We start from the raw sequence: 25052 nt of genomic DNA, 5'->3' as shown, positions 1-25052 counted from the left end.
CGGGTGAGGGGCCCGGCCGAGGCCGGACCGGGTCAGGCCAGCCTGACCGGCAGCTCGAACAGGTCGTTCTGCGTGACCACCGGCTTGTTGCGCAGCTCAGCGGCCGGCACCGCCAGGTCCAGGTGCGGGAAACGGGCGTACAGGGCCGGGAGCGCCACGCCGGCCTCCATCCGCGACAGGGCCGCGCCGGGGCAGACGTGCGGACCGTGGCCGAAGGAGATGTGCCGGTTCCCGGAGGCGCGGGTGATGTCGAACCCGTCCGCCGTCGGACCGTGCGCCCGCTCGTCGCGGCCCAGCGCGCCGTACGACACGATCAGCGCGTCCCCGGCCGGTATCACCCGGTCGCCGACCGGGACGTCCTCGGTCGCGAACCGGATCAGCACGTGCGAGGTGGGCGTCGAGAAGCGCAGCGTCTCCTCGACCACCGCGGACCACTCGGCCTTGCCTGCCAGCACCAGGTCCCGCTGCTCGGGATGGGCGGACAGGTTGACGACGGCGTTGACGATGAGCGAGATCGTCGTCTCGTGACCGGCGGCCACCATCAGCTGGAGGGTCGAGACGATCTCCGCGTCGGTGAGGTGGTCGCCGTTCTCGGACGCCTGGATCAGCGCGCTCGTCAGGTCGTCGCCCGGCGCGGCGCGTTTCGCGGCGACCGTGTCGCCCATGATCGAGGCCAGCTCGGTGAGGGTCGCCACGACCTCCTCGGGCGGTGTCTGCGTCGAGAAGAACTTCTCGAACAGCACCTTCAGCCGCGGCAGCCGCACCTCCTCGATGCCCATCAGGTCGGCGATGACGTACATCGGCAGCGGATACGCGAAGGCCGCCTTGAGGTCGACGACGCCGCCGTCCGCGGGCAACTCGTCGAGCAGCCGGTCGGTCAGCTCGGTGATGCGCCCGCGCATGTGCTCCACCCGGCGCACCGTGAGCGCCTGCGCCACGAGGGTGCGCAGCCTGCGGTGCTCGGCGCCGTCCACGGTGAGCATCGAGCGGCCGGGGTTGGCCAGCCCGATCAGCGGCCAGTCCGCGGGAATCTCACCGCGCCGCCAGGCGCCCCACACGTTGATGTCCTTGACCAGCCGGGGGTCCGTGAGCAGGGCCTTGGCCTCCGCGTGGTGCGTGACCGCCCAGACGGGCACGCCGCCCGGCAGTTCCACGGCGGCGAGCGGTCCGGCCGCGCGCAGCCGGGCGCCCTCGCCGTCCAGGTCGGTGACGAACGGGTCCAGCGGGATCCGGGCTTCTTCGGTGCCGGTCGTCATGCTGACGTGCCTCCCAGGGCAGTGGTCGGGGTGAACCGCACGGGCAACTCGGTCAGCCCCCGCAGCCAGGGCGAGGGGCGACGGGTGAGGGACCCGGCGGGCACCGCCAGGTCGATGTCCGGCAGCCGGTCCAGGACGACCTCGATGCCGGTGCGCGCGATCACCTCGGCGACCTCCTGCGCGGGGAACGGGCAGCGGTGCTCGCCGTGGCCGAAGGAGAAGTGCGCGTTGTTGCCGCCGGTCAGCGCGGAACCGTCGGTGCGCACCTGCGGGTCGGAGTTGGCGCCCTGCAGTCCGAGCAGCACCAGGTCGCCGGCGCGGATGCGGCGCCCGCCGAGCTGGGTGTCGCGCGAGGCCCAGCGGCCGGCCACGTTCTGTGTCGGCGTGTCCTCCCACAGCACCTCGTTCATGGCCTCGGCGACACTGTTGCGGCCACCGAAGAGCGAGGCGGCGAAGCGGTCGTCGGTCAGCATCAGGCGCAGCGAGTTGCCGATCCAGTCCGCCGTCGGCTGGTGGCCCGCGGCCAGCATCACCATCAGGTCCTGGGCGACCTCCTCCTCGGTGAAGCCGCTCTCGTCCGCCAGCATCCGGGAGGCGACGTCGTCGGCGGGCACCGCCTTCCGGTCGGCCAGCAGCCGCGCCATCGACGTGCCGAGGTGCGCCTGGCCGGCGATGGCCCGCTCCCTGCCGTCGATCATGTCGTTCAGCGCGGTGACCAGGGCCGGACCCTGCTCGTCGGAGAAGCCGTACAGGCGGGCCAGCACCCGCACCGGCAGCAGCATCGCGTAGTCGCCGACGAGGTCGGCCTCGCCCTTCGCGCACAGCCGGTCCACGAGTTCGTCGGCGAAGCGTTCGGCGTGGCCGCGCAGGGTGTGCGGGTCGACGGCCTCCAGCGCGTCACTGATCATGGCGGCGCGCTCGCGGTGCCGCTCGCCGACCGTGTACAGGATCGACGGCTGCCCGCGGCCGATCATCGGCAGCAGCGGCCAGTCGTCGGGGATGTTCTCCCACTGGTTCCACAGGTCCGAGTCCCGGCTGAAGAGCACCGGGTCGCCGGTCACCTGGTGCAGCTCGCGGTACCCGAGCACCAGCCAGGCCGGTACGTCGCCGTCCAGCACCACCGGGGTGACGGCGCCGTGCTCGCGCCGCATCTGCCGGTAGAGCAGGGCGGGTTCGGTCTGGAAGCGGGGGCCGCCGAGCGGGACGGCGTCCTGGACGTCGCGGGCGTCGGTGCTCACACGAACTCCTGTCGGGGCGTGGCGGCGTGGTCGGCCCAGCGGGTGCGCAGGTGTTCGACCAGTGCGATCAGTACCTGCTTGCTGGACTCGCGGGACCTGGCGTCGCAGGACACCAGCGGCACCCGCGGATCCAGGTCGAGGGCCTCGCGGACCGCCTCGGGCGGGTGCCCGGGGCCGCCGAAGTCGTTGCAGGCCACGATGAACGGCGTGCCGTGGTGTTCCAGGCGGTCGATGGCGTACCAGGAGTCGTCGATGCGCCGGGTGTCGACCAGGACCACCGCGCCGAGCGTGCCCGAGAACAGCCGGTCCCACAGGAACCAGAACCGCTCCTGGCCGGGTGCGCCGAACAGGTACAGCACATTGCGCGCGTCGAGGCTGATGCGGCCGAAGTCGAAGGCGACGGTCGTCGCGGTCTTGCCGCGCACCTCGCTGATGTCGTCGACCGCCTCACCGGCCTGCGTCATCGTCTCCTCGGTGTTGAGGGGGCGGATCTCGCTGACCGAGCGGACCAGGGTCGTCTTGCCGACGCCGAACCCGCCCACGACCACGATCTTCAGACCGTTTTCGGCGGACGCGCCCAGCGGGGTGCGCGCCGGGGCGCGCTGCGGGGTACCGGCGTCAGAGATTGCGGAGTCCAACGAGCACCTGCTCCAGGATGTCGGGATCGGGAACGGCCGCGGTGTACGGGTGGCGTGCGCTCACCCGTCCGGCGGCGTGCAGATCGGCGAGCAGGATCTTGGTGATGCTCACCGGAAGCCGCAGTTCGGCGGCGATCTCCACCACGGCCGTGGGGGCCTCGGTCAGCCTCAGGATCGCCGTGTGCTCCGACTGCATGCCGGGCGTCGGCTCGCACTCGGCGACCACGAGGGTGACCAGGTCGAAGGGGTTGTCGGGGCCCGAACCGCTGCGTCCCTGGGTGACGGTGTACAGACGGTCGGGCGCGTCGTCCCTGCCGGGGCGGCTCATGACGTGCGCGGCCGCGCGGTGAGGTGCTCGCCGAGTTGCTCGATGAGTTCGCTCATGTTGTGCCCGACGAGCCCGGCGTCCGCGTCCTCCGAGGTGACCACGGCCAGGTGGGCGCCGTCACCGGCCTCCACGATGAACAGGATCCCGCCGTAGAACTCCGTCATCGCCGAGCGCACCCCGCCACTGCCGTCGCCGAACTCCGCGGAGGCGCCGTGGGACAGCGACTGGATGCCGGCGGAGATGGCGGCCAGTTGGTCGGCCTGGTCGACGGAGAGTTCGGGGGTGCGGCACAGCTTGAGTCCGTCACGGGAGAGGACGAGCGCGTGCCGCGCGCCCGGAGTGCGCTCCAGGAGGCCCTGGATGAGCCAGGTGAGCTTCTCGTCGGCGGTGGTCGAGCCGGTCATGAGGTGGTGTCGCCTTCCGGGTGCGCGGATGAGTGGGACGGGTGGTCGGCGGCCGTCTCGGCCGGTTCGGGGGCGGCGGGTTCCGTCCGCGGGGCACCGTCCGGGGCGGGACCGGCGCCCGGGGTGGTGCCGGTACCCGTGGTGGTCCGCACGGCCTGGCGGAAGCTGCTGAAGCGGGCCGCGCGCGCCTTCGCGTCGTCGGCGGGCGACGTGGTGCGCGGCTCGGCGTCCGCCCGGGTGGCGGCACGGGCGCGTTCGGCGGCGGCGAGGGTGCGGCCGCGACGGCGCTTGGGCAGCTCCGTGGACGGCTCGTCCGGCGCGGCGGGCCGGTCCGGATCCCCGGTCCGCTCCCGGTCCGCGAGGTCGTGGACGGGCAGCGGCTCGAAGTCCGCGGGGACGGGGGCGGGTGCAGGTTCGGCGGCCGGCGCCGCCGGGGTGCGGGGCGGTCCGTCCGGGGCCGCGGAGAGCGCGGGAACCGATGCCCGGGGGGCGGCGGGGCCGCTCAGGAGGTCCTGGGGGACGAGCATCAGTACGCCCGTGCCACCGCGCGCGGACGGCCGGAAGGACACCTTCAACCCGTACTTGGCCGACAGCCGCCCCACCACCGCGAGACCGAGCCGCGTGCCGGTGAGGCCGCCGAGGCCGGCCGTCTCACCGGCCACCGCCTGCTGGGCCCGGCGCAACTGCACCTCGCCCATCACCAGCCCGCTGTCCTCCACGGACACGATGACCCCGGCCGGCACCTCCTCCACGTACACGTGGACCTCGGCGGTCGGCGGGGAGAAGTTCGCCGCGTTGTCGAGGAGTTCGGCCAGAGCGTGCATGACGCCCTCGGCGGCGTGCCCGGCGACCGCGGTGTCGCTGGCGGAGTGCACCCGCACCCGTTGGTAGCCCGCGATCCGTCCCATGGCGCCGCGCAGGATGGACTCCATGCCGATGGGACGTGCCCAACGTCGGCCGGACCGGGCACCGGTGAGGACGGCGACGGAGTCGGCGAGCCGGCCAGCCTGCGCGGTGCGGTGGTCGAGGTGGAGCAGGTCGGCGAGGACGTCCTCGTCGTTGTGCCGTTCCTCCATGGCGCGCAGGTCGGCGAGCATACCGGTGGCCAGCGCCTGCATCCGCCCGGCAGCGTTGGCGGTCGCGGAGACGGCGGCGGCACGCTCGGCGGTGGCCTTCTCGAGCCGGACGCGCAGCCGGGCGGTCTCGTCGGTGAGCCGCGCGGCCTCCTCGGCCCGCGACTCGGCGGCCCGGGCCCGCTCCTGCTCGAGACCTGCGGCGAGTTGCTCCCGTTCGCGTGCGAACGCGGCGACGGCCGCGGCCACTTCGCGCTCCGCCTCCGCCGCGACCCGGGACCGTTCGGCGTCCGCCTCCGCCTGGAGGCGCTGCTGCTCCTGCCGGGCCCGCTCGGCGAGCCGTCCCCGTTCCCTGGCGAGACCGTCCGCGTCCGTGCGGGCCGCCTCCAGCAGCCTGCGGGTGGCCCGCACGGTACGGACGGAGTGCACGGCCACCGTCACGGCCGCGCAGAGCAGGATCGCCGCGGCACTCGCGCACAGCCCGAGCGGCAGGCGCACCGAGGACGGCGCGGCGGCGACGGCGCCGCCGACGGCGAGCGCCGCCACGACGGCGCACGGAAGGGCCACTGCTGCGAGGGAGCGGGGGGCGGATCGGTCGCCGGGGCGGGCGGGGGCGGTCATCAATCGGGTCCTCGCCAGGCCGCCGGGGCGGCCCTCGTGTCGTCCAACGGGGCGCGTGCGAGCAGAGGGCGTCACACGGCACTCAACTGGCGATCACTATACGAGAGTTCGTGATCGAAACGAGAGGAACTCGTTCAAATCTTGTTCACTCGCCCGCTCGGGGCAGGCCGCCCCGTGCGCAGACCTGTGCCGCCACCTCGCGGAGCTTGACGTTGTGGTCCTGCGAGTACCGGCGCAGTGCGGCGAAGGCCTGGTCCTCGGTGAGGCGGTGCCTGCCCATGAGGATGCCCATGGCCTCCCCGATGGTGTGCCGGGTGCCGATGGCCTCCTGCATCTGGGCGTGCGTACGGGCACTGGAGAAGGCGACCGCCGCGTGGGAGGCCAGCAGCCAGCCGGCCGTCTCGTCGGTGTCCGTGAACGCGCCGGGACGATAGGAGTAGAGGTTCAGCGCGCCGAGATCCTCGTCCTCGGTGAACAGCAGGAAACCCATCATGCTGCCGAGGTGCAGCTTGCGTGCCTCGGGGACGTACTTCGGCCAGCGCTCGGCCTCGTCGGTGAAGTCGGCGATCCGGAACTGCCGCTCCCCCGCGGAGGTGCGGGCGGCGTCGAAGCACGGGCCCTCACCGACGCGCCCCTGGAGTTCGTCGCTGTCGACGACCACCTGGTGGGTGGGGGCGAGGGACTGCACGCGGTTGCCGCGCAGGACGAGGATTCCGGCGGCGTCGCAGTCCGCCACCAGTTCCGTGGCCGCCGTGGTGATCCGTTCGAGAGTGTCGTTCAGCGATTCCTGGGCCAGCAGATCGCGGGCCAACGAAGCCATCTGCTGTGCGAACCCGCGCCAGTCGTCCATTGCGTCTCCTCCCTCGCTCCCGGGAGGAGTTCCCAGGGACGGCCGGACGGAACGGGGGACGGCTGACGGACCATCTTGTTTCACGCTACACCTAAATGCATCATGCGCTTATGGACACACCGGCTCGGAACCCGGCCCCGGACGACCTGATCATCGCCGTGGAGCAGATGATCCGGTACGTGCGCCACAGCGCCCGGACCGGCGGACTGAGCACCGCCGCCTCCTCGGCGCTGGCCAGGCTGAGCCGCGAGGGCCCCCAGCGGCTGACCGAACTGGCCAGGGCCGAGGGCGTCTCCCAGCCGAACATGACCCAGCTCGTCACCCGCCTGGAGCGCGCGGACCTGGCCCGGCGCACCGCCGACGCCAGCGACGGCCGCGGCGTACTCGTGGCGGTGACCACGACCGGACTGGAGGTCCTCGCCCGGCGACGCGCCGAGCGGGCCGGGGCCCTCCAGCAGCTCATGGAGGACATGACCGGACCGGAGCGGCAGGCCACCACCACCGCGCTGCTGGCCCTGGCCCGGGTCATCGACAACCGCCAGGACACCTCGGAGGAACACCGCGCATGAGTGCATCGCAAGGACAGGACCAGGCCCCGGCAAGCGGTCCGGCGCAGGCGAAGGGCACACCGGACGGCAAGGCCGCCGGCCCGTTCCGGCAGCCCAAGGCGGTCTGGGCGGTCGCCTTCGCCTGCGTCATCTCGTTCATGGGCATCGGCCTGGTCGACCCGATCCTGCCGGCGCTGGCCGACAGCCTCCACGCCACCCCCAGCCAGGTATCCCTGCTGTTCAGCAGCTACCTGATCGTCACCGCCGTCGCCATGCTGATCGTCGGCTGGGTCTCCAGCCGCATCGGCGCCAAGCGCACCCTGGTCACCGGCCTGGCGATCATCGTGGTCTTCGCCGCGCTGGCCGGCACCACCGACTCGATCAACGGCATCGTCGGCTTCCGCGCCGGCTGGGGACTGGGCAACGCCCTGTTCATCGCCACCTCCCTCGCGGTCATCGTGGCCTCCGCGAGCGGCGGCTTCGGCGGCGCGATCATCCTCTACGAGACCGCCCTCGGCCTCGGCATCGCCGTCGGCCCCCTGCTCGGCGGCGAACTCGGCGCCATCAGCTGGCGCGGCCCCTTCTTCGGCGTCGCCGTCCTGATGGCCGTCGCCCTCATCGCCACCATCGCCCTCGTCCCCGACCTGCCCAGGCCCGCTCGGGTCACCTCGCCGCTGGCCCCGCTCAAGGCACTGCGCCACCGCGGCCTGCTCACCATGGGCATCATGGCCCTGCTGTACAACTGGGGCTTCTTCACCATGCTCGGCTACGCCCCCTACCCCATGGAGCTGGACGCCCACCGGCTCGGCCTGGTCTTCACCGCCTGGGGGCTGCTGGTGGCCGCCTTCAGCGTCTTCTTCGCCCCGCGCCTCCAGGCCCGCTTCGGCACCGCGCCCGTCCTGTACGCCAACCTGCTCGGACTCGGCATCGTCATGGCCGTCATAGCCGCCGGCGTGGACAGTCCCACGACCGTCGTGGTCGCGGTCATCGTCAGCGGCGCCTTCATCGGCATCAACAACACCCTCACCACCCAGGCCGTCATGCTGGTCTCGCCGGTCGAGCGCCCCGTGGCCTCCTCCGCGTACGGCTTCCTGCGCTTCATCGGCGGCGGACTCGCCCCCTACGTCGCCGGGAAGCTCGCCGACGCCACCGACCTGAGCGTCCCGTTCTACCTCGGCGCGGCCACCTTCGTCCTGGCCGTCCCGGTGCTGGCCGGCGGACACCGGCTGCTCCGCGAGGCGGAGACCGGCACCGGGGAGGCCGCACCCGTGTCCCCGTCGCTGACACCGGTCGGCACCGCCGGTCCGGCCCCGGCCGGCCCGCGGCCCGTCGTCGTCGCCGTCGGCGCCCATGACGAGGCGGCCGCCGTGGTCGACGGCGCGGCCCGACTCGCCCGCGACACCGGCAGCCCGCTCGAGGTCGTCCATGTGCGGCAGACCGCCGTCGTCGAGGAACAGGCCGTCGACACCGAGACCGGCGCGGAGGCCGAGGCCGCCGTCACCGCGCACCTCGACCGGCTCGCGGCCCTCGGCGTCACCGCCACCGGCCAGATCCTCACCGGCGTCGGCGACCACGCCGCGGCGGGCCGCGCCCTGGCCCGGCACGCCGCCGAGGTGGGGGCCCGCACGGTCGCCGTGGGCCGCTCGCCCCGCGGCCCGCTGATCCAGTTCGCCGACGGCAGCTTCACCAGCGCCCTCACCCACGCCGCCACCTGCACCGTCGTCCTCGTCGACCCCGGTGAGGAGCCGCGCCCCCTCACCGCGCGGGCCCTGGCCGAACTGCGCGCCGAGGCCGGCTGAGGGCAGGTTCAGCGCCGGATGAGACCGAGGGCGGTGGCGGTGGCGACCGCGGCGGTGCGCGAGTCCACGTCCAGCTTGGCGTAGACACGGGCCAGGTGGGACTTGACCGTGCCCTCGGTCAGGTGCAGCCGCTCGCCGATGTGCTGGTTGGACAGGCCCTCGGCGACCAGCGCGAGCACCTCCGTCTCGCGGCGGGTCAGCGAGGTGCGCGGCTCACGCAGGCGCGTCATCAGCCGGTCCGCGACCGTCGGCGCGAGGGCGGTCCGGCCCGCCGCGGCGGTGCGCACGGCGGCGGCCAGGTCCTCGGGCGGGGCGTCCTTGAGGAGGTAGCCGGTGGCACCCGCCTCGATCGCGGGCAGCGTGTCGGCGTCGGTGTCGTACGTCGTGACGATCAGCACGCGCGGCGCACCCGGCCGTGCGGTGATCGCGGCCGTGGCCTGGGCGCCGTTCATGCCCCGGCCGAACTGCAGGTCCATCAGGACGACGTCGATGTCGCCGCGCACCGCACGCTCGACGGCCTCCTCGGCGGTCGCGGCCTCGGCGGCCACGGTGATGCCCTCCTCGGTCTCCAGCACCGCGCGCAGCCCCGCGCGGACCACGGGGTGGTCGTCGGCGAGCAGCAGGCGGATCGGCGTGGGATCGGACTCGGTCACGGCTGGGCCTCGGGATCGTCGGTGGCGGGCGGCAGCGGGACGCGCGCGACGAGCGCGGTGCCGCGACCGGGGGCGGACTCGACGGCGAGCGAACCGTCCAGGTCGTGCACGCGGGCCCGCATCGCGGTCAGCCCGAAGCCCCCGCCCCCCGGCCCCGGCGAGGACACCGCGTCGGGGTCGAAGCCCGTCCCGTCGTCGATGACGTCCAGCACGACGGCGTCGTCCTCGTAGGCCAGGGCCACCTCGGCGTGCCCGGCGCGGGCGTGGGCGACCGTGTTGGCCAGCGCGGACTGGGCGACGCGCAGCAGGGCGACCTCCCGCGCGGTGGACAGGGGGCGGGGCCGCCCGGCGAGGCGGAAGCGGACGTCGATCCCGTGCCGCTCGCCGGTGGTGGCGCACAGCCTCTCCAGCGCGTTGGCGAGGGAGGTGTCGTCCAGCGCCGGCGGGGACAGGGCGGCGACGAACCGGCGGGCCTCGGCGAGATTGTCCATCGCCGTCTGCCGGGCCTGGCCCACGTACGTGGTCGCGGGCCCCGGCCGGTCGGGCAGCGCCCGCTCGGCGGCCCGCAGCAGCAACTGGATGCTGGACAGCCCCTGGGCCAGCGTGTCGTGGATCTCCCGGGCGAGCCGCTGGCGCTCCTGAAGCACCCCGGCGGTCCGCTGCGCGTCGGCCAGGTCGGCGCGGGTGGCGGTCAGCTCCTCGATGAGCCGGCGCCGCCGCTCGCTCTCCCGGTACAGCGCCTGGTAGCCCCACACCACCGCCACGGCGACGGCCGCACCCAGCGCCGGACCGATCGCGGTCGCCACCGTGAACGTCCCCTGGTGGACGGAGAACGCCGCGATGGCCGCGACCGCCGTACCGGCCACCGCGAACAGCCCGGCGCGGCGGGAGAGCAGATGGAGCTGGACGAAGTAGAGCGGGAACGCCAGCCAGACCCCCTCGGCCGACAGCGCGAGCAGCACGAGCCACACCGCGCCGACCGCGCCCAGCCACAGCGCGGCGGCGCGGCGGGAGGCGCGGACGGCGGGAAGCGCGGGACCCACGGCGTACACCGCGCCCACCGCCGCGGCCACGGCGAACACGGCGGGCGCCTGCGGCCGGTCGTCCGTCACCGCACGCACCGCGGCCAGTGCGAGCAGCCCGGCCACGAGCAGGTGCAGGCTCCAGGTCAGGGCCCGGGTGGTGGGAGTCAGAGCGTTCACGATCGTCCCAGCCTACGGACCGCGCCGGGGCCGGGCATCTGTCGAAAGGTGCAAGCGGGACCGTACCCTGCGGCCCGCGAAGTCCCCGCCCAGGAGCGATGCCGACCGGGCCGGGGGGCGGGGAGGGTGGAGCACACGGCGATCGCCGTGACCACCGGTGCCGCGGCACCCTCCCACCGTTGTCGAAAGGCCGGGCGAAGACGTGTTTGTCGCCTTGAGAGACCTGACGTTCGCCAAGGGGCGGTTCGCCCTGATGGGCGGCGTCGTCGTACTGATCACCCTGCTGGTCGGGCTGTTGTCCGGGCTGACCGCGGGCCTGGCCCGGGAGAACGTCTCCGCCGTCACGTCCCTGCCCGCGGGTCGCATCGCCTTCGCCGCGCCGAGCGGCGGCCAGGACCTGTCGTACGCGGACTCCACCGTCACCGAGGCCCAGTGGCGCCAGTGGGAGCGAGCGCCCGGCGTCCGCGGCGCCGAGCCCCTGGGCATCACCACCACCAGGGCCGGTGCCGGCGAGCGCGCCACCGGGGTGTCCGTCTTCGGAGTCCGGCCCGGCTCGCACCTCGCACCGGACGGGGTGCGGCTCGACGACCGTACGGCGGTGCTGCCGCGCCCCGTGGCCGACGAGCTCGGCGTCGGCGCGGGGGACACCGTCACCCTCGCCGGCCGGCCGCTGACCGTCGCCACCACCGACCGGGACGTCTCCTACAGCCACACCCCGGTGGTCTGGACGAGCCTGCGCACCTGGCAGGCGGTCGCCCCGCCCACCGCCGGAGCCGAACGCCCCGTCGCCACCGTGATCGCCCTGGACACCGGCTCGGGCGCCGACATCGCGGCGACGGACCGGGCGGCCGGCACCGAGACCGTGACGAAGGACGCGTCGCTCTCCGCGATCGGCTCCTACACCTCCGAGAACGGCTCGCTGCAACTGATGCGCGGCTTCCTGTTCGCCATCTCCGCCCTGGTCGTCGGCGCCTTCTTCACCGTGTGGACGATCCAGCGCGGCGGCGACATCGCCGTGCTCAAGGCGCTGGGCGCCACCACCGGCGCCCTGCTGCGCGACGCGCTCGGGCAGGCCGTCGTCCTGCTGGTGGGCGGCACCCTCCTCGGCACCGCCCTCGCCGCCGCGATCGGCGCCGCGGTCTCCGGCTCGGCCGTCCCCTTCGTCCTCACGCCCGCCACCGTCCTCGTCCCCGCCGCCGTGATGGTGGTCCTCGGCGGGCTCGGGGCGGGCCTCGCCGTACGCCGCATCACCTCCGTGGACCCGCTGACCGCCCTGGGGAGCGCCCGATGAGCCTGAACCTGACCGACGTCACCCTGACCTACCCCGACGGCGACGGTCGTCTGACCGCCCTCGACCGCGTCACCCTGGACGTCCCCGAGGGCGGCCTGACCGCGGTCGTCGGCCCCTCCGGCTCGGGCAAGTCCAGCCTGCTGGCCGTCGCCGCCACCCTGATCACCCCCGACTCCGGCACGGTCACCGTCGACGGCACCGACACCACCGGGATGAGCCGCGGGGAGCTGGCCGACCTGCGCCGGCACCGGATCGGGATCGTCTTCCAGCAGCCCAACCTGCTGCCGTCGCTCACCGCGGCCGAGCAGCTCCAGGTGATGGCCCACCTCGACGGCCGCAGGCCGCGCGCCGCCCGGGGCCGGGCCCTCGACCTCCTCGCCGCGGTCGGCCTCGCGGACCGCGCCGACCGGCGGCCCCACCAGCTCTCCGGGGGCCAGCGCCAGCGGGTCAACATCGCCCGCGCCCTGATGAACGACCCCGGTGTGCTGCTCGTCGACGAGCCCACCAGCGCCCTCGACCACGAGCGGGGAGCCGCCGTCGTCGCCCTGATCACCCGCCTCACCCGGGAGCGGGGCACCGCCACGGTGCTGGTCACCCACGACCGCGCCCAACTGGCCGCGGCCGACCGGGTCACCGAAGTGATCGACGGCCGCCTGAGCGCGCACGCGCCCACCACGCACGCGCCCACCACGCACTGACCGCCGCGCCGGCGTCGTCCCGGCCCGCGGTCCCGGCCGCCGCCTCGGCCGTCGTCTCAGCCGTCGTCCCGGCCGATGTCCGGCCGCAGCCGGTCGGCGGCCTCCGGCGGCTGGACGCGCATACCGGGGCGGCGCCGGTGCACGGTCAGATACGTGACTCCCTCCGGCCCGGCGAGCACGGCCCGGGCCGAGCCGTGCGGCAGCCAGGTCAGGAGCCCCGCGCGCAGGGGATGCTCGCCGTCGGCGCAGTCGAGGCGGGCCGCGCCCTCGAGCACGAGCAGCAGGACGTCGAGGTCCGGCTCGGTGTGCGTGCCCACCCGCCCCCCGGCGGGGAGCCGGACGACGTTGGCGTCGAGCTGCCGCCCGGCCTCCGCCAGCTTCCACAGGGCACCGGCCGCCCCGTCGCCGCCCGGCGACGCGAGCGCCGCGGTGTCGCACAGGACCCGGGGCAGGGGAGGTCCCGCCGCCGTGCCGGAGGAGCCGCTGCCTCGCGCTGCCATCAGATGCCGCCGTTCCGCGTGTCCCGCCGTGTCCAACCGTCCCCGGGCCCCGCCCTGTCGAGCGGCCCGCCCCCCGGAGCCTCCGGCCGGGTGACCCACTCCACAGGGCCGGTACCGGGGGTAAAGACGAACCTAGCATGCGTATTTGATAGCGTCCTGGATGTGCGGCTGACGAAGTTCACCGACCTGGCGCTGCGTTCCGTCATGCGCCTGGCGGTCGTGAGAGACGGCGACGAACCACTGGCCACCCGCGAGGTGGCCGAGGTCGTCGGGGTGCCGTACACGCACGCGGCGAAGGCCATCACCCGGCTGCGCCACCTCGGCGTGGTGGAGGCGCGGCGCGGTCGCGGCGGCGGACTGATCCTGACCGACCTGGGGCGCAGTGCCTCGGTGGGCTGGCTGGTGCGCGAACTCGAGGGCGACGCGGAAGTGGTCGACTGCGAGGGCGACAACCCCTGCCCACTGCGCGGCGCCTGCCGGTTGCGCGGTGCGCTCCGCGGCGCCCAGGAGGCGTTCTACGCCGCACTCGACCCGCTGACCGTCACCGACCTGGTGGCCTCACCGACCGGCCCGGTCCTGATCGGCCTGACGGACCGCCCCTCCGGATGAGGGGTGGCGGTCCGGGAGGCCGTCGAGCCGTGACCTAAAACACGAATATCACTTACCAATTAAGGAGTCGCTGTGCTCTCCGAACAGTCCGTTCCCGTGGTCCGAGCCACCCTCCCCGCCGTCGGAGCGGCCATCGGCGACATCGCCGACCTGTTCTACCGCAAGCTGTTCGAGGCCCACCCCGAGCTGCTGCGCGACCTGTTCAACCGCGGGAACCAGGCCAACGGCGAGCAGCAGCGGGCCCTGGCGGGCTCCATAGCCGCGTTCGCCGGCATGCTGCTGGAGCACCCCGACGCCCGCGCCGACGTGATGCTGTCCCGGATCGCGCACAAGCACGCCTCCCTCGGCATCACCTCCGACCAGTACAAGATCGTCCATCGGCATCTCTTCGCCGCCATCGCTGAGGTGCTCGGCGACGCCGTCACCCCCGAGGTCGCCGAGGCCTGGGACGAGGTCTACTGGCTGATGGCCAACGCGCTCATGGCCGTCGAGGCCCGCCTCTACGCGCAGACGGGCGTCGCGGAGGGCGACGTGTGGCGCCCCATGAAGGTCGTCGAACGGCGCGAGGAGGGCGCCGACGCGGTCTCCCTCGTACTGCGCCCGGCCGACGACCGCCCCGCGGCACCGTTCCGTCCCGGCCAGTACGTCAGCGTCCGGTCCGAACTGCCCGACGGCTCCCGGCAGATCCGCCAGTACAGCCTGTCCGCCGCGCCCGGCCGCTCCGACCGGCGCATCACCGTCAAGCGCGTCCAGGGCGAGGGCCGGCCGGACGGCGAGGTCTCGTCCTGGGTGCACTCCGGGACCCGTGAGGGCGACGTGCTCACCGTGTCCGCGCCCTTCGGCGACCTGACCCTCGCGGAGGGCGACGGCCCGCTGCTGCTGGCCTCCGCCGGGATCGGCGTCACCCCCATGATGGCCATGCTCGACCACCTGGCCGCCGCCGGCGCGACCCGCCCGGTGACCGTCGTCCACGCCGACCGCACCCCCGCCCACCACGCCCACCGCCAGGAGCACCTCGACCTGATACGCGCGCTGCCCGACGCCCGGCTCCACCTGTGGTACGAGGAGCCCGGCGACCAGGCGCCCGAGGCGTCGACCGGCCGGGCGGACCTCGGCGGCCTCGACCTGCCCGAGGACCTCACGGTCTACCTGTGCGGCCCGGTGCCCTTCATGCGCGCCCTGCGCGGCGACCTGCTGCGCCGCGGAGTGTCCGCCGAGGCCATCCACTACGAGGTCTTCGGCCCCGACCTCTGGCTCGGACAGCAGTGACCGCCCGCGGCCGAGCGCCCGGGGGAGGGCACCCGGCCGCCGCGGAACTCCCGTACCGGCGTTAGGCCGCCGCGGTGAACGCGGTGCTGATGGCGGTGTCGACGCGGGCGTGCACGACCAGGCGCGTGCCCGAGGTGTCGGCGTTGTTCTCCAGCAGCCGCCTGACCGGCGCGCTGTGGGTCACGACGCACATCAGGACGCCGAGCCGCCCGCACCACTGATGCGCCCGGAGCACGGCACTGACCGCGGCGTGGCCGTTCGCCCGCTCGGCCAGGACGATGACGACGGGGGTCGGCTGATGGGCGTCGACCAGGTTGGTGATGTGCGTGGTCAGCGTGGCCCGCCCGTCGATTCCCGGGTCCTGGTCCACCGTGATGACCAGGACACCATGCTCCAGGGTGTGGGACAGCATCGCGGCCTCCGATCCGTCGCCTGGTGGCGAAGTTGTGTTCAGTAGAGGTGCCCGGTCCCGGGTGCGCAATGCGCTCCGCGACCGACCGGGCGGCCCGCCGGCGGGCCGCGGCCGGTGAGTACGATCGTCCGGTCCGCCTCCGTCTCCGTCGATCGCCCGGGAGCCCCGACCCGTGTCCGCCCTCCTGCCGCCGCCCCGCACCGACGCCGCCCCCCTGCTGGACCTGGAGCGTCTGACGCGGACGGAGGACGGTGAACGGCTGCACGCCCTGCTGTGGCGGCCGGGGCCCGGCTGGCGGATGGTCAGCAGCGCCGTCCTGGGCGGCGGGCTCGCCGAACGCGCCTGGGTGCTCAACGCCCAGGTCGCCCACGGCTACCGGCGCACCGACCCCGCGCGGCACCTGGCCGACCTGGCCCGCGCGGCCGGAGCGCGCGGGCCGGGGGTGGGCCTGATGACGGCCGCCGACGTGTCCGCCTTCGGCCGGGCACGGGACGGCGGGGCGGAGGCCGTGGTCACCGCCGGCATCTCGGTACGCGGCTGGGCGGCCGTGCCCGCGGAGGGTGCGGCCGGGGCCGCCCCGCCCGGCACCATCAACGTCGTCGCCGCGCTGCCCGTCGCACTGAGCGACGCCGCCCTGGTCAACGCGGTGATGACGGCGACCGAGGCCAAGGTCCAGGCGCTCCTCGACGCCGGTCTCGACTGCTCCGGCACCCCCACCGACGCGGTGTGCGTCGCCGCCCGCACCACCGGTGACGGCGTCGGCGAGCACGCCTTCGCCGACCCGCGTTCCGAGTGGGGCGCCCGGCTCGCGCGGGCCGTCCACCGGGCCGTGGGAGCCGCGCTGCCCGCCGCCCGGTGAGCCCGCGGCCCGCTACAAGGAGGTCCGGCGCCGGGCCGCCCGCCACCGCAGGGTCAGCGCCACGGCGAGCAGCACCCAGGCCACGGCGCAGTACGCCCACGCCGTCGCGCCCCGCGCGAGATCGACGGCGCTCCACACGGCCCACAGTGCGAGCACCACGCACAACGCGGTCCACGCGATGTCGGCGACGCGGCCGCGCAACAGGGCGCGCTGCCGCGTGCCCGGCTCCAGATCACCGAGACCGCTGTCGGCGACTGCCTTCCGATCCTCCACGTCGCGCTCCTTCGGGACGTCACCTGAAAGTGAACTCCGGGTACCCGCCAGGAGGTTGGACAAGCAGGGGACGAGGACCGCAGGTGCGTGCGGGCGGCCCGCACGGGCCGCCCACACGGGTGTCGGGTTCGGGACGTCAGCGCTGCGAGGTCTTCTCCAGCGCCTTGTCGAGGGCGGCCTGGAAGCCGTAGGCCCACAGCTGGTTGACCCGGCCGCGCTCGTTGGAGTTGGGGTAGGGGTTGGTGCAGGACGGGCCGGGGCCGCCGCCCGACATCAGCTCGCTGCACGGTCCGGAGTAGTGGTCGGGCAGGCCCAGCACGTGCCCGGTCTCGTGGGCGGTCACACGGGTCGAGTCGTACTGCTGGTTCTGCCGGTAGTCGAGGAAGACGTAGCCTCTGCCGTGCCCGTCCGTGGAGGCGTACGAACCACGCGAGTCGTTGCCCTCGTAGTAGGAGAAGTCCGCGCCGGAACCCGACTCGGCGAGCCGTACGTTGGCCACCGAGCTGTTCCAGATCTGGGCGGAGCGGGATATCTGCGACCGGAAGCTGGGCGCGTTGGCGGCGCTGTAGTAGACGGTGACGGCCGCGGCGGCCGACGCCGACGGGTTGGCGGCGCGCTTCTCGGCGACCGACTTGACGACCGCCTCGAAGAACGCCCGGTTGGCCGCGGCGTCCTCGCCGGCGCCGGCCGAGGGCTCGTAGCCCACGTGGGCGACCTGGGCCGGGGCCTGGGGCGCGGCGACCGTCGCGGCCGGGGCGGCGAGCACGGCGGCCGTCAGGCCCAGACCGACCGCGGTGGACAGCAGGGGCAGGCTGATACGCATCGATGACTCCTTGAGTGGGGGAGTGGGGAGAAGTCGTCACCGGTGAGTGTGGAGCGCTTGTGAGCCCGCTGTGATGATGGCAACAGGTGATAGGACCGGGCTATCACCCGCTCCCCGGACACCCGGTGCGGCTTCGACCGGAGTGCAGAACTCGCCCTGATCCGCCGTGTTTTGTTCACCTGGCGCAACCAACTGTTCGGCCCTACGCTCCCTGCATGGAGCTCGAGGTGAGGCACCTACGCGCACTGTGCGCCATCGCCGACGCCGGCAGCCTGCACCGGGCGGCACGCCAACTGGGGGTCGCCCAGCCTACGTTGAGCACCCAGTTGGTTCGCATCGAACAGGCCCTGGGCGGCCCGCTGTTCGTCCGGGAGCGTACCGGCTGCCGCCCCACCCCGCTCGGCCGCACCGTGCTCGGCCGGGCCCGGCCGCTGCTGGCCGACATGAGCACCCTGGTCCGCGAGGCCCGCGCCGCAGCGGCGGGCGGCGACAGCAGGCTGCGGGTCGGCTCCACGGCCAGCCGCGCCCTGGCCGGCTGGCTGCGCCGGCTGCGACGGCCGGGCCTGGAGCCGACCCTGCAGATGGACGTCTCCGCCAACGCGCTGCTGCGCCGGGTCGCCGACGGCCAGCTCGACGTCGCCTTCGTGCACGAGGTCGAGGGCAGTGCGCTGCACCTCCCCGACGGGCTGCGGCTGACGGTTCTGGTGGAGCGCGAACCGCAGTTCGTCATGCTGCCCGCCGACCACCCCGCGGCCGGTCGGCCCGTCGTCCGGCTCGCCGACCTGGCCGACGACCGCTGGATGGTCGACCCCACCGTCGACGGCGAGTGGGACGGTGTGCACCGCATGCTGCGCGCCGTCGGCCTCAACCCCCGGGTGCTGCACGGCGACTACCACACGGCCGCGTCCCTCGTCGCCACCGGCGAGGTCGTCACCGTCTGCCAGCCCAGCTCCCAGTCCCGCCCCGACATGGCGGTACGGCGGCTGTCCGGCGACCCCCTCGGCGTACGCCTGCTGCTGGCCGCCCGCACCCGGGCCGAGCTGGACGCCGTCTTCCCGGCGCTGGAGGAGGCTTACTGGGAGGTGGCCCGCCAGTCCACCGCCTACCGGGAGTGGCTGGAAGGCGTCGGGAAGACGGCGCCGCTCCGCTGCCCGCCGGCCGCCGCGGGGGCCGAACGGGTGGGGTTCGTACGGGCCCACTGAGTGGTCCGGACCAGCCCCCGGCCATTGGAGTGATTTTCATACTGGGTCGGTGTGTCTGCGTGACGGAACGGTTACGGACAGCATCATGAGCTCTGCACGACGACTCCCTTCGGTGCGTTCGCTTGCCGTGATGGCTGCCCTGGGCGCCTCCGCGCTGCTGCTGACGGCCTGCACGAACGCCGACACGACCCGTTCCAGCGTCGCGGAGGCGGCTCAGACCGAGTCCCCCTCCGCGTCCGCCTCCGATTCCATGTCCGCGTCCCCCTCCAACTCCTCCGGCTCTCCGTCGGCCTCGATGAACGAGGACAAGACCGAGCGCAAGGACCTCGTCACGGCGACGAAGGTCACCTGGGACAAGGCGGTCGACACCGCCGTCAAGGAGGTCCCCGACAGCAAGCTCGTGGACCTCGAACTCAAGCGCACCGACGCCGACGCCACGGCGTCGCCGACCGGCTCGCCGAGCCCGAGCATGCCGAACCCGGCCCCGAGCCAGGGCGCCCCCATGTGGGAGGCGAAGGTCGCCGTGTCCGACGGCACCCTGCACCGGGTCGACATCGACGCGGCGAACGGCAAGGTCTTCCGCACCCAGGTCGACCCGGACCAGAGCGCCGACGACAAGACGCAGGTCGCCGACTGGCTGGGCAAGGCCAAGCAGACGCCGCAGCAGGCGGTCAAGGCGGCCACCGCCAAGGCCAAGGGCACGGTCACCAAGGTCGAACTCGACGAGAACGACAGCCAGCAGGTCGTCTGGGACGTCGACGTCGTCAACAAGGACAACTGGGACAAGACCTCCGTCGTCGTCGACGCGGCCAACGGCAAGGTGCTGAGCCAGAAGGTCGACAAGGACTGAGACACCCAGGACTGAGACACCCATCCACGGACAGCGACGGGAGCAGCGGGCCGCCCGGCCCACTGCTCCCGTTCTTCGTGCCCTCAGGACCTCACCCGGCGGGCGCGGCCGGCGTCGCGGTCGGAGCGGGATCGCTGCCGGTGCCGCGCGGCAGCGTCAGTACGGCCAGGAAGCCGAGGACCGCCACCGCGGCGAAGAAGTAGAAGCCCCAGGGGTGGCCTACCCCCGAGGCGACCAGCGCGCCGGTGATCGACGGGCCCACGATCGAGCCGATCCGGCCGATCCCGGACGCCGAACCGAGCGCGGTGCTCCGCACGGACGCCGGGTAGAAGTGCGTCACGTACGCGTAGACCAGCACCATGGCCGAGAAGACGAACACGCCGGTGAAGAACACGACCACGTTGAGCAGCAGGTCGCTCTCCATCCTGATGCTCAGACACCCCAGCATCAGCACCGAGACCGCGAACCAGACCATGGTGGTGCCCTTGATGCCGCGCCGGTCGGCGACCCAGCCGCCGAGGACCAGGCCGACGACGCCGCCGATGTTCAGCACGAGGAGCTGGGTGACCGCCGTCGGCACGGGGTAGCCGGCGTCGTTCATCAGCTTCGGCAGCCAGGTGTTGAGGCCGTAGACCAGCAGCAGGCCCATGAACGACGCGACCCAGATGCCGATGCCCGCACGCAGGTACGCCGGCTTCAGCAGCTCGGTGAACGGCACCCGCCGCGCCCCGTCCTGCCTGGCCCGCTCGAAGGCCTCCGACTCCGGCAGCTTGAACCACTGGATCGCGGCGATCCCCAGGCCGACGACGCCGAGCAGGTAGAAGAGGACCTCCCAGTTGTCGCTCACCCGGAGGGCCAGCAGCGACGTGATCACCGCACCCGTGTGGTAGCCGGTCATGGTCAGGGTGCTGGCCCGCGCCCGGCGGCCGGCCGGCATGTGCTCGGCCATCATCGTGAGCGAGACCGGCATGCAGGCACCCAGGCCCAGGCCGGCGAGCAGGCGCAGCGCGGCGAACATCGCGACGGAGTTCGCCAGCGGCACCACGATCGTGAGGACCGAGAAGAGCACGACCGAGCCGATGAGCAGGCGGCGCCGGCCCAGCCGGTCGGCCAGCGGGCCGACGCAGACCGCGCCGATGGCGACGCCCACGAGCGAGAGCGTCGCGATGGTGGTCGCGTCGCCCGCGGTCATGCCGAGATGGTGGGTCTTGAGCAGGGTGGGGATGATGGCGCCGAGGACGACGAGGTCGTAGCCCTCGAGCAGGACGGTGATCCAGCACAGGATCACCGTCCAGGTGCCGCCGGCGGCGCGGCCGGTCCGCGCGGGCGTGCCGGACGTGGTGGTGGAAGCCATGATGATCTCCCCCCGGGGGACGGGTGTGAGCGAGCGGAGCCGGGAACGGCCGGGGCGGCCGGAAGGGGCCGGTGCGAGTGACCGGGGGGATCAGAACGGGTAGTCGGCGATGTCCGGGCGGACCGTGAGCCACTGCGTCTCGGTGAACGCCTCGAGGTTGGCCGCGGCCCCGCCGAACCGGGAGCCGGTGCCGGACGCCTTGACCCCGCCGAAGGGGGCGTTGGGCTCGTCGCTGACCGTCTGCTCGTTGATGTGCACCTTGCCGGAGTCGATCCGGTCGGCGAGCTTCATCGCCGTACCGACGTCGCCGAGGATGCCGACCGACAGCCCGTACTCGCAGTCGTTGACGATCCGTGCGGCCTCCTCCGTGGTGGAGAAGGAGATCACGGGCGCGACCGGGCCGAAGATCTCCTCGCGCCAGGCCGGCATCTCCGTCGTCAGGCCGGTCAGCACGGTGGCGCGGTAACCGGCGCCGTCGATCTCGCCGCCCGCGGCGACCTTGGCGCCCGCCGCGACGCTGTCGGTGACGATGCCGTGCACCCGCTCCAGCTGCCGCCGGTCGATGATCGGCCCCAGCGCCACGTCCTCCCGCGCGGGGTCGCCCACCGGCAGCGCCTCGGCCTTCGCGGCGAGCGCGGCGGTGTACTCCTCCACCAGCGACTCGTGCACGATGTGCCGGCCGGTCGTCATGCAGATCTGCCCCTGGTGCAGGTACGAGCCGAACGCGCCCGCCGAGGCCGCCTTCGCCACGTCCGCGCCGGGCAGTACGACGAGCGCGTTGTTGCCGCCCAGCTCCAGGTGCGCCCGCTTCAGCAGCCGCCCGGCCTGCTCGCCGATCGCCCGCCCGACCGGCGTGGAACCGGTGAACGAGATCACCCGGACCTCGGGCGCCTCCACGACCGCCCGGCCGACCTCGCCGTCGCCGGGCAGCAGGTGCAGGACACCGGCCGGGAGCCCGGCCTCCTCGAAGATCCGGGCGATGACGACACCGCCGCTCACCGCGGTGCGCGGGTCCGGCTTCAGCAGCACGGCGTTGCCGAGCGCCAGCGCGGGGGCCACGGAGCGCAGGCCGAGGACGAGCGGGAAGTTGAAGGGCGCGATCACGCTGACGACCCCGGCGGGGCGGCGCCGGGCGAGCGACCAGCGCGCGTCCTGAGAGGTGAGCACCTCGCCCTGCGGGTGCGTCGGCAGCCCGGCGCACTCGAAGCACTCGCCGATCGCCAGCCCCGCCTCGAAGCCCGCCTTGGACCGCACCGAACCGGCCTCGCGCACCAGCCAGTCCTCGATCTCGGCGGCGTGCTCGGTGAACAGCTCACCCGCGCGTCGCAGCACGGCGGCCCGCTGCTGCGGCGAGGTGGCCGCCCACCCGCGCTGGGCCTCGGCGGCCCGGGCGGCGGCGCGGTTCACGTCCTCGGCGGTGGCCAGGCCCACCGTGCCGAGCCGGTCGCCGGTGGCGGGCTCGGTCACCGGCTGCCCGGCGGGGGAGTCCTGCCAGCCGTCGCTGTGGAACTTCCCGCCCCAGACGGCGCTGTCCAGGAGTGTCATCGTCTTCCCTCTCGTCGGGATCTTCGGTTCGGGATCTTCGGTCGGGATCTTCGGTCGGAGTCTTCGGTCGGGTGCGAGCCGGTTCAGGAAGGGGTGGTGAGAGCCGTGTCCACCTGGATCAGCCGCGGGTGGTCCGGCCGCTCGGCGAGCGCGGCGCGCAGCTCCGCCACCCCGCCGACGTGCTGGGCCCGGACGCCGTAGCCCTCCGCGATGCGGGTGAAGTCGAGCCCCGGGATGTCCAGGCCGGGCGCGTCCGGCACCCCGAGCAGCCCGCCGAACCAGCGCAGCGCCCCGTACGTGCCGTTGCGCAGCAGGACGACGGTCAGCGGGACCCGGTGCTGCGCGGCCGTCCACAGCGCGGTGATGCCGTAGTTGGCCGAGCCGTCCCCGATCACGCCGACCACCGGGCGGCCGGGCTGCGCCATCGCCACCCCGACCGCGCCGGGCAGGCCGAAACCGAGCCCCCCGGCCGCCGGGAAGTAGTAGGAGCCCTGGCGGCGCAGGTCTGTCTGGCGCCACCACGCCGCGTTGGTCGACGTCGACTCCACGACGTACGCGGTGTCCTCGGGCATCTCGTCGCGCAGCGCGGCGAAGACCTGCTCTGGGTGCAGACCCGGCCCCTCGGCGGTCAGCGGCTCGGGCACCGGCCGGTAGGCCCCCGCGGGCGCACCGGCTGCGTCGAGCGAGCCGAGGAGTACGTCGATGACGGCACCCGGATCCGCGACCAGCGCCTCACCCATCGGCGCCCGCGCCGCGGCCGAGGCGTCCTCGGTCACCTGGATCAGCCGGGCGCCCTCGGGCAGGTACCGGCCGGGCAGGTGCTCGTGGTAGCGGAAGACCGGCGCACCCAGCACGAGCACCAGGTCATGGCCCTCGAAGGCCGCGGAGACCGGCGCGATCCCGGCGGGCAGCACGCCCCGGAACAGCGGATGCCGGTTGGGGAACGGCAGCCGGAACTGCGAGGGCGCCGCCCACACCGGCCCGCCCAGCCGCTCGGCCAGCCGCACGGCGTCGTCGAAGCGGCCGGCCGAATCGATGTCGCCGCCCAGCACCAGCACGGGCCGCTCCGCCGAGGCGACCCGCTCCACGAGCCACCGGCTCTGCTCACCGCTCGGCACCGACGCCCGCAGCACCCGCCGGTCGAGCACGGCCAGGGCGTTGTCGCCGACCTCGGCCGACCAGTCGTCGTACGGCACCGACAGATACGTCGGCCGTCGCTGGAGCCGCGCCTCGAAGACGGCCTGGGCGAGCGCCCGCGGCACGTCCGCGGCACACGCCGGTTCCGCCGCCCAGCCGACCAGCGGCTTCATCAGGGACGGCGCGTCGACGCTGGCCAGGTTGGCCTCGGGCCCGATGGCGGGGCGCACCTGCTGCCCGGCCACCACGACCAGCGGCGTACGGGACGCGACGGCGTTCGTCAGCGCGCCCATCGCGTTGCCGGAACCGGAGGCGGCGTGCAGGTTGACCAGCACCGGGCGGCCGGTCGCCTGGGCGTACCCGTCGGCCATGCCGACGACGGCGCCCTCATGCAGACCGAGCACGTAGCGGAAGCCGTCGGGCAGCTCGGCGAGGAAGGGCAGCTCGTTGGAGCCCGGATTGCCGAAGACGGTGGTGAGTCCCTGGCGCTCCAGGAAATCGTGGGAGACACGACGCACGGATGGCACGGACATTCCTTTCGAAGTGACGCGGCACACGCTAGGCACCCCGCGACATGGGCACCAATAGATGTTTCGCCGCCGCGATATAGAGTTCCTCGATATGGGCACCTTCGATCTCAACCTGGCCCGCGTCTTCGTCCTCCTCTACGAGACCGGCAGTGTGACGGCCACCGCCGAGACGCTCCACGTCACCCAGCCCACCGTCAGCTACAGCCTGGGCAAACTGCGACGGCACTTCGACGACGAGCTGTTCCGCCGCAACGGACGCGGGCTGACCCCCACCGCCGGCGCCCGGCGGCTGTACCTGCCGCTCCAGCGCGCGCTGGCCGAGATCGACGGCACGGTCCGCCAGGGCGACCTCTTCGACGCCGCGACCATGTCGGGCCGCTTCACCATCGCGCTGTCCGACCTCGGCGAGGCGACGCTGCTGCCGAGGCTGGTGGCGGCGGCGCGCGAACGGGCGCCGGGGGTGTCGTTCACCGTCCGCCCGTTCGACGTGGAGGACGCCGAGGGCCAGTTGCGCCGGGGCGACCTCGACGCGTTCGTGGCCACCCCGGTGATCACCTCGCACCTGACCGTGCGCATCCCGCTCTTCCGCGAGCGCTACGTCCTGATGGTCGCCGCGGACCATCCGCGGGTACGGGGCGACGCGGTCACCGCGGGGGACCTCGCGGCCGAGCACCACGCCACGGTGTTCGGCCCCAGCGGACACGTCACGCCCAGGGCCCTGCTGGGCGCACACGGCCTCCTGGAACGGGTCGCCGTGGACGCCACCCGCTTCTCGATGCTGCCCTACCTGCTGGAGCAGACCGACCTGGTGGCCATCGTCCCCGAGTACGTCGGGGAGGTCTTCACCGCCTCCCACCGGGTGCGCCTGGTGCGCCTGCCGTTCGAGACCGAGCCCATCGAGATCGCCCTGTACGCCCGGCACGAGTCCTCGCGCAGCCCGGCGCAGCGCTGGCTGGTGCAGTTCATGGCGGAGGTGCTGGGCGAGCAGGTGAGCCCGGCCCAGCTGCCGCCGACCGCGGCCCGCTGACGGTCCGCCGCCAGGACCACCGTCACGACGGCCCCGGAACCGACCCTCCACGCCACCTCCGGC

Annotated in this window: 26 protein-coding genes; 10 read left to right on the top strand and 16 right to left on the bottom strand. The window is 73.8% G+C overall.

What is annotated here, in order from left to right; all coding sequences use genetic code 11:
* Positions 1-32: 32 nt before the first annotated feature.
* The 7 genes from BJ961_RS20440 to BJ961_RS20410 all read right to left on the bottom strand — a co-directional run bounded on the left by BJ961_RS20440 (position 33) and on the right by BJ961_RS20410 (position 6408).
* Positions 33-1256, bottom strand: a complete 1224-nt coding sequence (locus BJ961_RS20440; RefSeq protein WP_271414234.1) for a cytochrome P450 family protein — start codon at positions 1254-1256, stop codon at positions 33-35.
* Positions 1253-2494, bottom strand: coding sequence for a cytochrome P450 (locus BJ961_RS20435; protein WP_271414233.1), 1242 nt, complete (start codon positions 2492-2494; stop codon positions 1253-1255). Before BJ961_RS20435 ends, BJ961_RS20440 begins: the two co-directional genes overlap by 4 nt.
* Entirely contained in the window at positions 2491-3132 is a 642-nt protein-coding gene (locus BJ961_RS20430) for a GTP-binding protein (RefSeq protein WP_381160757.1), read from the bottom strand. The genes BJ961_RS20435 and BJ961_RS20430 overlap by 4 nt, the downstream gene beginning before the upstream one ends.
* A complete protein-coding gene (locus BJ961_RS20425; RefSeq protein WP_271414232.1) occupies positions 3113-3460 on the bottom strand; it encodes a DUF742 domain-containing protein in 348 nt (115 codons plus the stop codon). Before BJ961_RS20425 ends, BJ961_RS20430 begins: the two co-directional genes overlap by 20 nt.
* Positions 3457-3864: a roadblock/LC7 domain-containing protein gene (locus BJ961_RS20420; RefSeq protein ID WP_271414231.1), complete on the bottom strand. Its 408-nt coding sequence runs from the start codon at positions 3862-3864 to the stop codon at positions 3457-3459. The genes BJ961_RS20425 and BJ961_RS20420 overlap by 4 nt, the downstream gene beginning before the upstream one ends.
* Positions 3861-5558, bottom strand: coding sequence for an ATP-binding protein (locus BJ961_RS20415; protein WP_271414230.1), 1698 nt, complete (start codon positions 5556-5558; stop codon positions 3861-3863). Before BJ961_RS20415 ends, BJ961_RS20420 begins: the two co-directional genes overlap by 4 nt.
* Positions 5559-5703: 145 nt before the next feature.
* Entirely contained in the window at positions 5704-6408 is a 705-nt protein-coding gene (locus BJ961_RS20410; RefSeq protein WP_271414229.1) for a GAF and ANTAR domain-containing protein, read from the bottom strand.
* A gap of 95 nt (positions 6409-6503) precedes the next feature.
* On the opposite strand from BJ961_RS20410, the gene BJ961_RS20405 reads away from it, so the two are divergent.
* Both BJ961_RS20405 and BJ961_RS20400 read left to right on the top strand, forming a co-directional pair.
* Positions 6504-6977: a MarR family winged helix-turn-helix transcriptional regulator gene (locus tag BJ961_RS20405; RefSeq protein WP_271414228.1), complete on the top strand. Its 474-nt coding sequence runs from the start codon at positions 6504-6506 to the stop codon at positions 6975-6977.
* Positions 6974-8755 carry an MFS transporter gene (locus BJ961_RS20400; protein ID WP_271414227.1) on the top strand — a complete coding sequence of 594 codons (1782 nt, stop codon included), beginning with the start codon at positions 6974-6976 and terminating at the stop codon, positions 8753-8755. Before BJ961_RS20405 ends, BJ961_RS20400 begins: the two co-directional genes overlap by 4 nt.
* Before the next feature lie 8 nt (positions 8756-8763).
* On the opposite strand, the gene BJ961_RS20395 is transcribed toward BJ961_RS20400, so the two are convergent.
* Both BJ961_RS20395 and BJ961_RS20390 read right to left on the bottom strand, forming a co-directional pair.
* Entirely contained in the window at positions 8764-9408 is a 645-nt protein-coding gene (locus BJ961_RS20395; protein ID WP_271414226.1) for a response regulator, read from the bottom strand.
* A complete protein-coding gene (locus BJ961_RS20390; RefSeq protein ID WP_271414225.1) occupies positions 9405-10610 on the bottom strand; it encodes a sensor histidine kinase in 1206 nt (401 codons plus the stop codon). Before BJ961_RS20390 ends, BJ961_RS20395 begins: the two co-directional genes overlap by 4 nt.
* Before the next feature lie 202 nt (positions 10611-10812).
* On the opposite strand from BJ961_RS20390, the gene BJ961_RS20385 reads away from it, so the two are divergent.
* Both BJ961_RS20385 and BJ961_RS20380 read left to right on the top strand, forming a co-directional pair.
* On the top strand, positions 10813-11901 hold the full coding sequence (locus BJ961_RS20385) for an ABC transporter permease (protein WP_271414224.1): 1089 nt from the start codon (positions 10813-10815) through the stop codon (positions 11899-11901).
* Positions 11898-12599 carry an ABC transporter ATP-binding protein gene (locus BJ961_RS20380; protein ID WP_271414223.1) on the top strand — a complete coding sequence of 234 codons (702 nt, stop codon included), beginning with the start codon at positions 11898-11900 and terminating at the stop codon, positions 12597-12599. Before BJ961_RS20385 ends, BJ961_RS20380 begins: the two co-directional genes overlap by 4 nt.
* 56 nt (positions 12600-12655) lie before the next feature.
* Here the strand turns inward: BJ961_RS20380 and BJ961_RS20375 are convergent, their stop codons facing one another.
* Positions 12656-13099 (bottom strand): hypothetical protein, encoded by a 444-nt coding sequence (locus BJ961_RS20375; protein ID WP_271414222.1) that lies wholly within the window; start codon positions 13097-13099, stop codon positions 12656-12658.
* Positions 13100-13261: 162 nt separating this feature from the next.
* Here BJ961_RS20375 and nsrR point away from each other — a divergent pair, with 162 nt between their 5' ends.
* Together nsrR and BJ961_RS20365 are read left to right on the top strand one after the other, a co-directional pair.
* Positions 13262-13708: a nitric oxide-sensing transcriptional repressor NsrR gene (gene nsrR / locus BJ961_RS20370; RefSeq protein ID WP_271414221.1), complete on the top strand. Its 447-nt coding sequence runs from the start codon at positions 13262-13264 to the stop codon at positions 13706-13708.
* A 72-nt stretch (positions 13709-13780) separates the two neighbouring features.
* Positions 13781-14977 carry a globin domain-containing protein gene (locus tag BJ961_RS20365; RefSeq protein ID WP_271414220.1) on the top strand — a complete coding sequence of 399 codons (1197 nt, stop codon included), beginning with the start codon at positions 13781-13783 and terminating at the stop codon, positions 14975-14977.
* Positions 14978-15038: 61 nt separating this feature from the next.
* Here the strand turns inward: BJ961_RS20365 and BJ961_RS20360 are convergent, their stop codons facing one another.
* The gene (locus tag BJ961_RS20360; protein ID WP_271414219.1) at positions 15039-15389 is read right to left on the bottom strand and encodes a hypothetical protein; all 351 of its coding nucleotides are present in this window, start codon (positions 15387-15389) and stop codon (positions 15039-15041) included.
* Between the two features lie 172 nt (positions 15390-15561).
* Here BJ961_RS20360 and BJ961_RS20355 point away from each other — a divergent pair, with 172 nt between their 5' ends.
* Positions 15562-16248 (top strand): adenosylcobinamide amidohydrolase, encoded by a 687-nt coding sequence (locus BJ961_RS20355; RefSeq protein WP_271414218.1) that lies wholly within the window; start codon positions 15562-15564, stop codon positions 16246-16248.
* Between the two features lie 12 nt (positions 16249-16260).
* Here the strand turns inward: BJ961_RS20355 and BJ961_RS20350 are convergent, their stop codons facing one another.
* Both BJ961_RS20350 and snpA read right to left on the bottom strand, forming a co-directional pair.
* A complete protein-coding gene (locus BJ961_RS20350; RefSeq protein WP_271414217.1) occupies positions 16261-16521 on the bottom strand; it encodes a hypothetical protein in 261 nt (86 codons plus the stop codon).
* Between the two features lie 136 nt (positions 16522-16657).
* Positions 16658-17344 carry a snapalysin gene (gene snpA, locus BJ961_RS20345; RefSeq protein WP_271414216.1) on the bottom strand — a complete coding sequence of 229 codons (687 nt, stop codon included), beginning with the start codon at positions 17342-17344 and terminating at the stop codon, positions 16658-16660.
* Between the two features lie 215 nt (positions 17345-17559).
* Between snpA and BJ961_RS20340 the strand changes: the two genes are divergently transcribed.
* Positions 17560-18546, top strand: a complete 987-nt coding sequence (locus BJ961_RS20340) for a LysR family transcriptional regulator (RefSeq protein WP_271414215.1) — start codon at positions 17560-17562, stop codon at positions 18544-18546.
* 85 nt (positions 18547-18631) lie between these two features.
* Positions 18632-19396 carry a PepSY domain-containing protein gene (locus BJ961_RS20335; protein WP_271414214.1) on the top strand — a complete coding sequence of 255 codons (765 nt, stop codon included), beginning with the start codon at positions 18632-18634 and terminating at the stop codon, positions 19394-19396.
* A gap of 91 nt (positions 19397-19487) precedes the next feature.
* On the opposite strand, the gene BJ961_RS20330 is transcribed toward BJ961_RS20335, so the two are convergent.
* From BJ961_RS20330 to mdlC, 3 genes are all read right to left on the bottom strand, one after another.
* On the bottom strand, positions 19488-20750 hold the full coding sequence (locus BJ961_RS20330; protein ID WP_271414213.1) for an MFS transporter: 1263 nt from the start codon (positions 20748-20750) through the stop codon (positions 19488-19490).
* 90 nt (positions 20751-20840) lie between these two features.
* A complete protein-coding gene (locus BJ961_RS20325; RefSeq protein ID WP_271414212.1) occupies positions 20841-22295 on the bottom strand; it encodes a benzaldehyde dehydrogenase in 1455 nt (484 codons plus the stop codon).
* 83 nt (positions 22296-22378) lie between these two features.
* The gene (mdlC, locus tag BJ961_RS20320) at positions 22379-23959 is read right to left on the bottom strand and encodes a benzoylformate decarboxylase (RefSeq protein WP_333782091.1); all 1581 of its coding nucleotides are present in this window, start codon (positions 23957-23959) and stop codon (positions 22379-22381) included.
* A gap of 94 nt (positions 23960-24053) precedes the next feature.
* On the opposite strand from mdlC, the gene BJ961_RS20315 reads away from it, so the two are divergent.
* Positions 24054-24989, top strand: coding sequence for a LysR family transcriptional regulator (locus tag BJ961_RS20315; protein ID WP_271414210.1), 936 nt, complete (start codon positions 24054-24056; stop codon positions 24987-24989).
* The last annotated feature ends 63 nt before the right edge of the window (positions 24990-25052 follow it).

It is taken from the genome of Streptomyces lienomycini, from assembly GCF_027947595.1.
Classification (GTDB): Bacteria; Actinomycetota; Actinomycetes; order Streptomycetales; family Streptomycetaceae; genus Streptomyces; species Streptomyces lienomycini.
This window is presented reverse-complemented; position numbering and strand designations above follow the sequence as displayed.

Bases quoted from the DNA above. Each gene is read 5' to 3' on its own strand.
- BJ961_RS20360 (WP_271414219.1), bottom strand. From the start codon at position 15,389: ATGCTGTCCCACACCCTGGAGCATGGTGTCCTGGTCATCACGGTGGAC.
- BJ961_RS20425 (WP_271414232.1), bottom strand. From the start codon at position 3,460: ATGAGCCGCCCCGGCAGGGACGACGCGCCCGACCGTCTGTACACCGTC.
- BJ961_RS20415 (WP_271414230.1), bottom strand. From the start codon at position 5,558: ATGACCGCCCCCGCCCGCCCCGGCGACCGATCCGCCCCCCGCTCCCTC.
- BJ961_RS20400 (WP_271414227.1), top strand. From the start codon at position 6,974: ATGAGTGCATCGCAAGGACAGGACCAGGCCCCGGCAAGCGGTCCGGCG.
- snpA (WP_271414216.1), bottom strand. From the start codon at position 17,344: ATGCGTATCAGCCTGCCCCTGCTGTCCACCGCGGTCGGTCTGGGCCTG.
- BJ961_RS20375 (WP_271414222.1), bottom strand. From the start codon at position 13,099: ATGGCAGCGCGAGGCAGCGGCTCCTCCGGCACGGCGGCGGGACCTCCC.
- BJ961_RS20315 (WP_271414210.1), top strand. From the start codon at position 24,054: ATGGGCACCTTCGATCTCAACCTGGCCCGCGTCTTCGTCCTCCTCTAC.
- BJ961_RS20380 (WP_271414223.1), top strand. From the start codon at position 11,898: ATGAGCCTGAACCTGACCGACGTCACCCTGACCTACCCCGACGGCGAC.
- BJ961_RS20330 (WP_271414213.1), bottom strand. From the start codon at position 20,750: ATGGCTTCCACCACCACGTCCGGCACGCCCGCGCGGACCGGCCGCGCC.
- BJ961_RS20405 (WP_271414228.1), top strand. From the start codon at position 6,504: ATGCATCATGCGCTTATGGACACACCGGCTCGGAACCCGGCCCCGGAC.
- BJ961_RS20325 (WP_271414212.1), bottom strand. From the start codon at position 22,295: ATGACACTCCTGGACAGCGCCGTCTGGGGCGGGAAGTTCCACAGCGAC.
- BJ961_RS20420 (WP_271414231.1), bottom strand. From the start codon at position 3,864: ATGACCGGCTCGACCACCGCCGACGAGAAGCTCACCTGGCTCATCCAG.
- BJ961_RS20410 (WP_271414229.1), bottom strand. From the start codon at position 6,408: ATGGACGACTGGCGCGGGTTCGCACAGCAGATGGCTTCGTTGGCCCGC.
- BJ961_RS20440 (WP_271414234.1), bottom strand. From the start codon at position 1,256: ATGACGACCGGCACCGAAGAAGCCCGGATCCCGCTGGACCCGTTCGTC.
- BJ961_RS20340 (WP_271414215.1), top strand. From the start codon at position 17,560: ATGGAGCTCGAGGTGAGGCACCTACGCGCACTGTGCGCCATCGCCGAC.
- BJ961_RS20335 (WP_271414214.1), top strand. From the start codon at position 18,632: ATGAGCTCTGCACGACGACTCCCTTCGGTGCGTTCGCTTGCCGTGATG.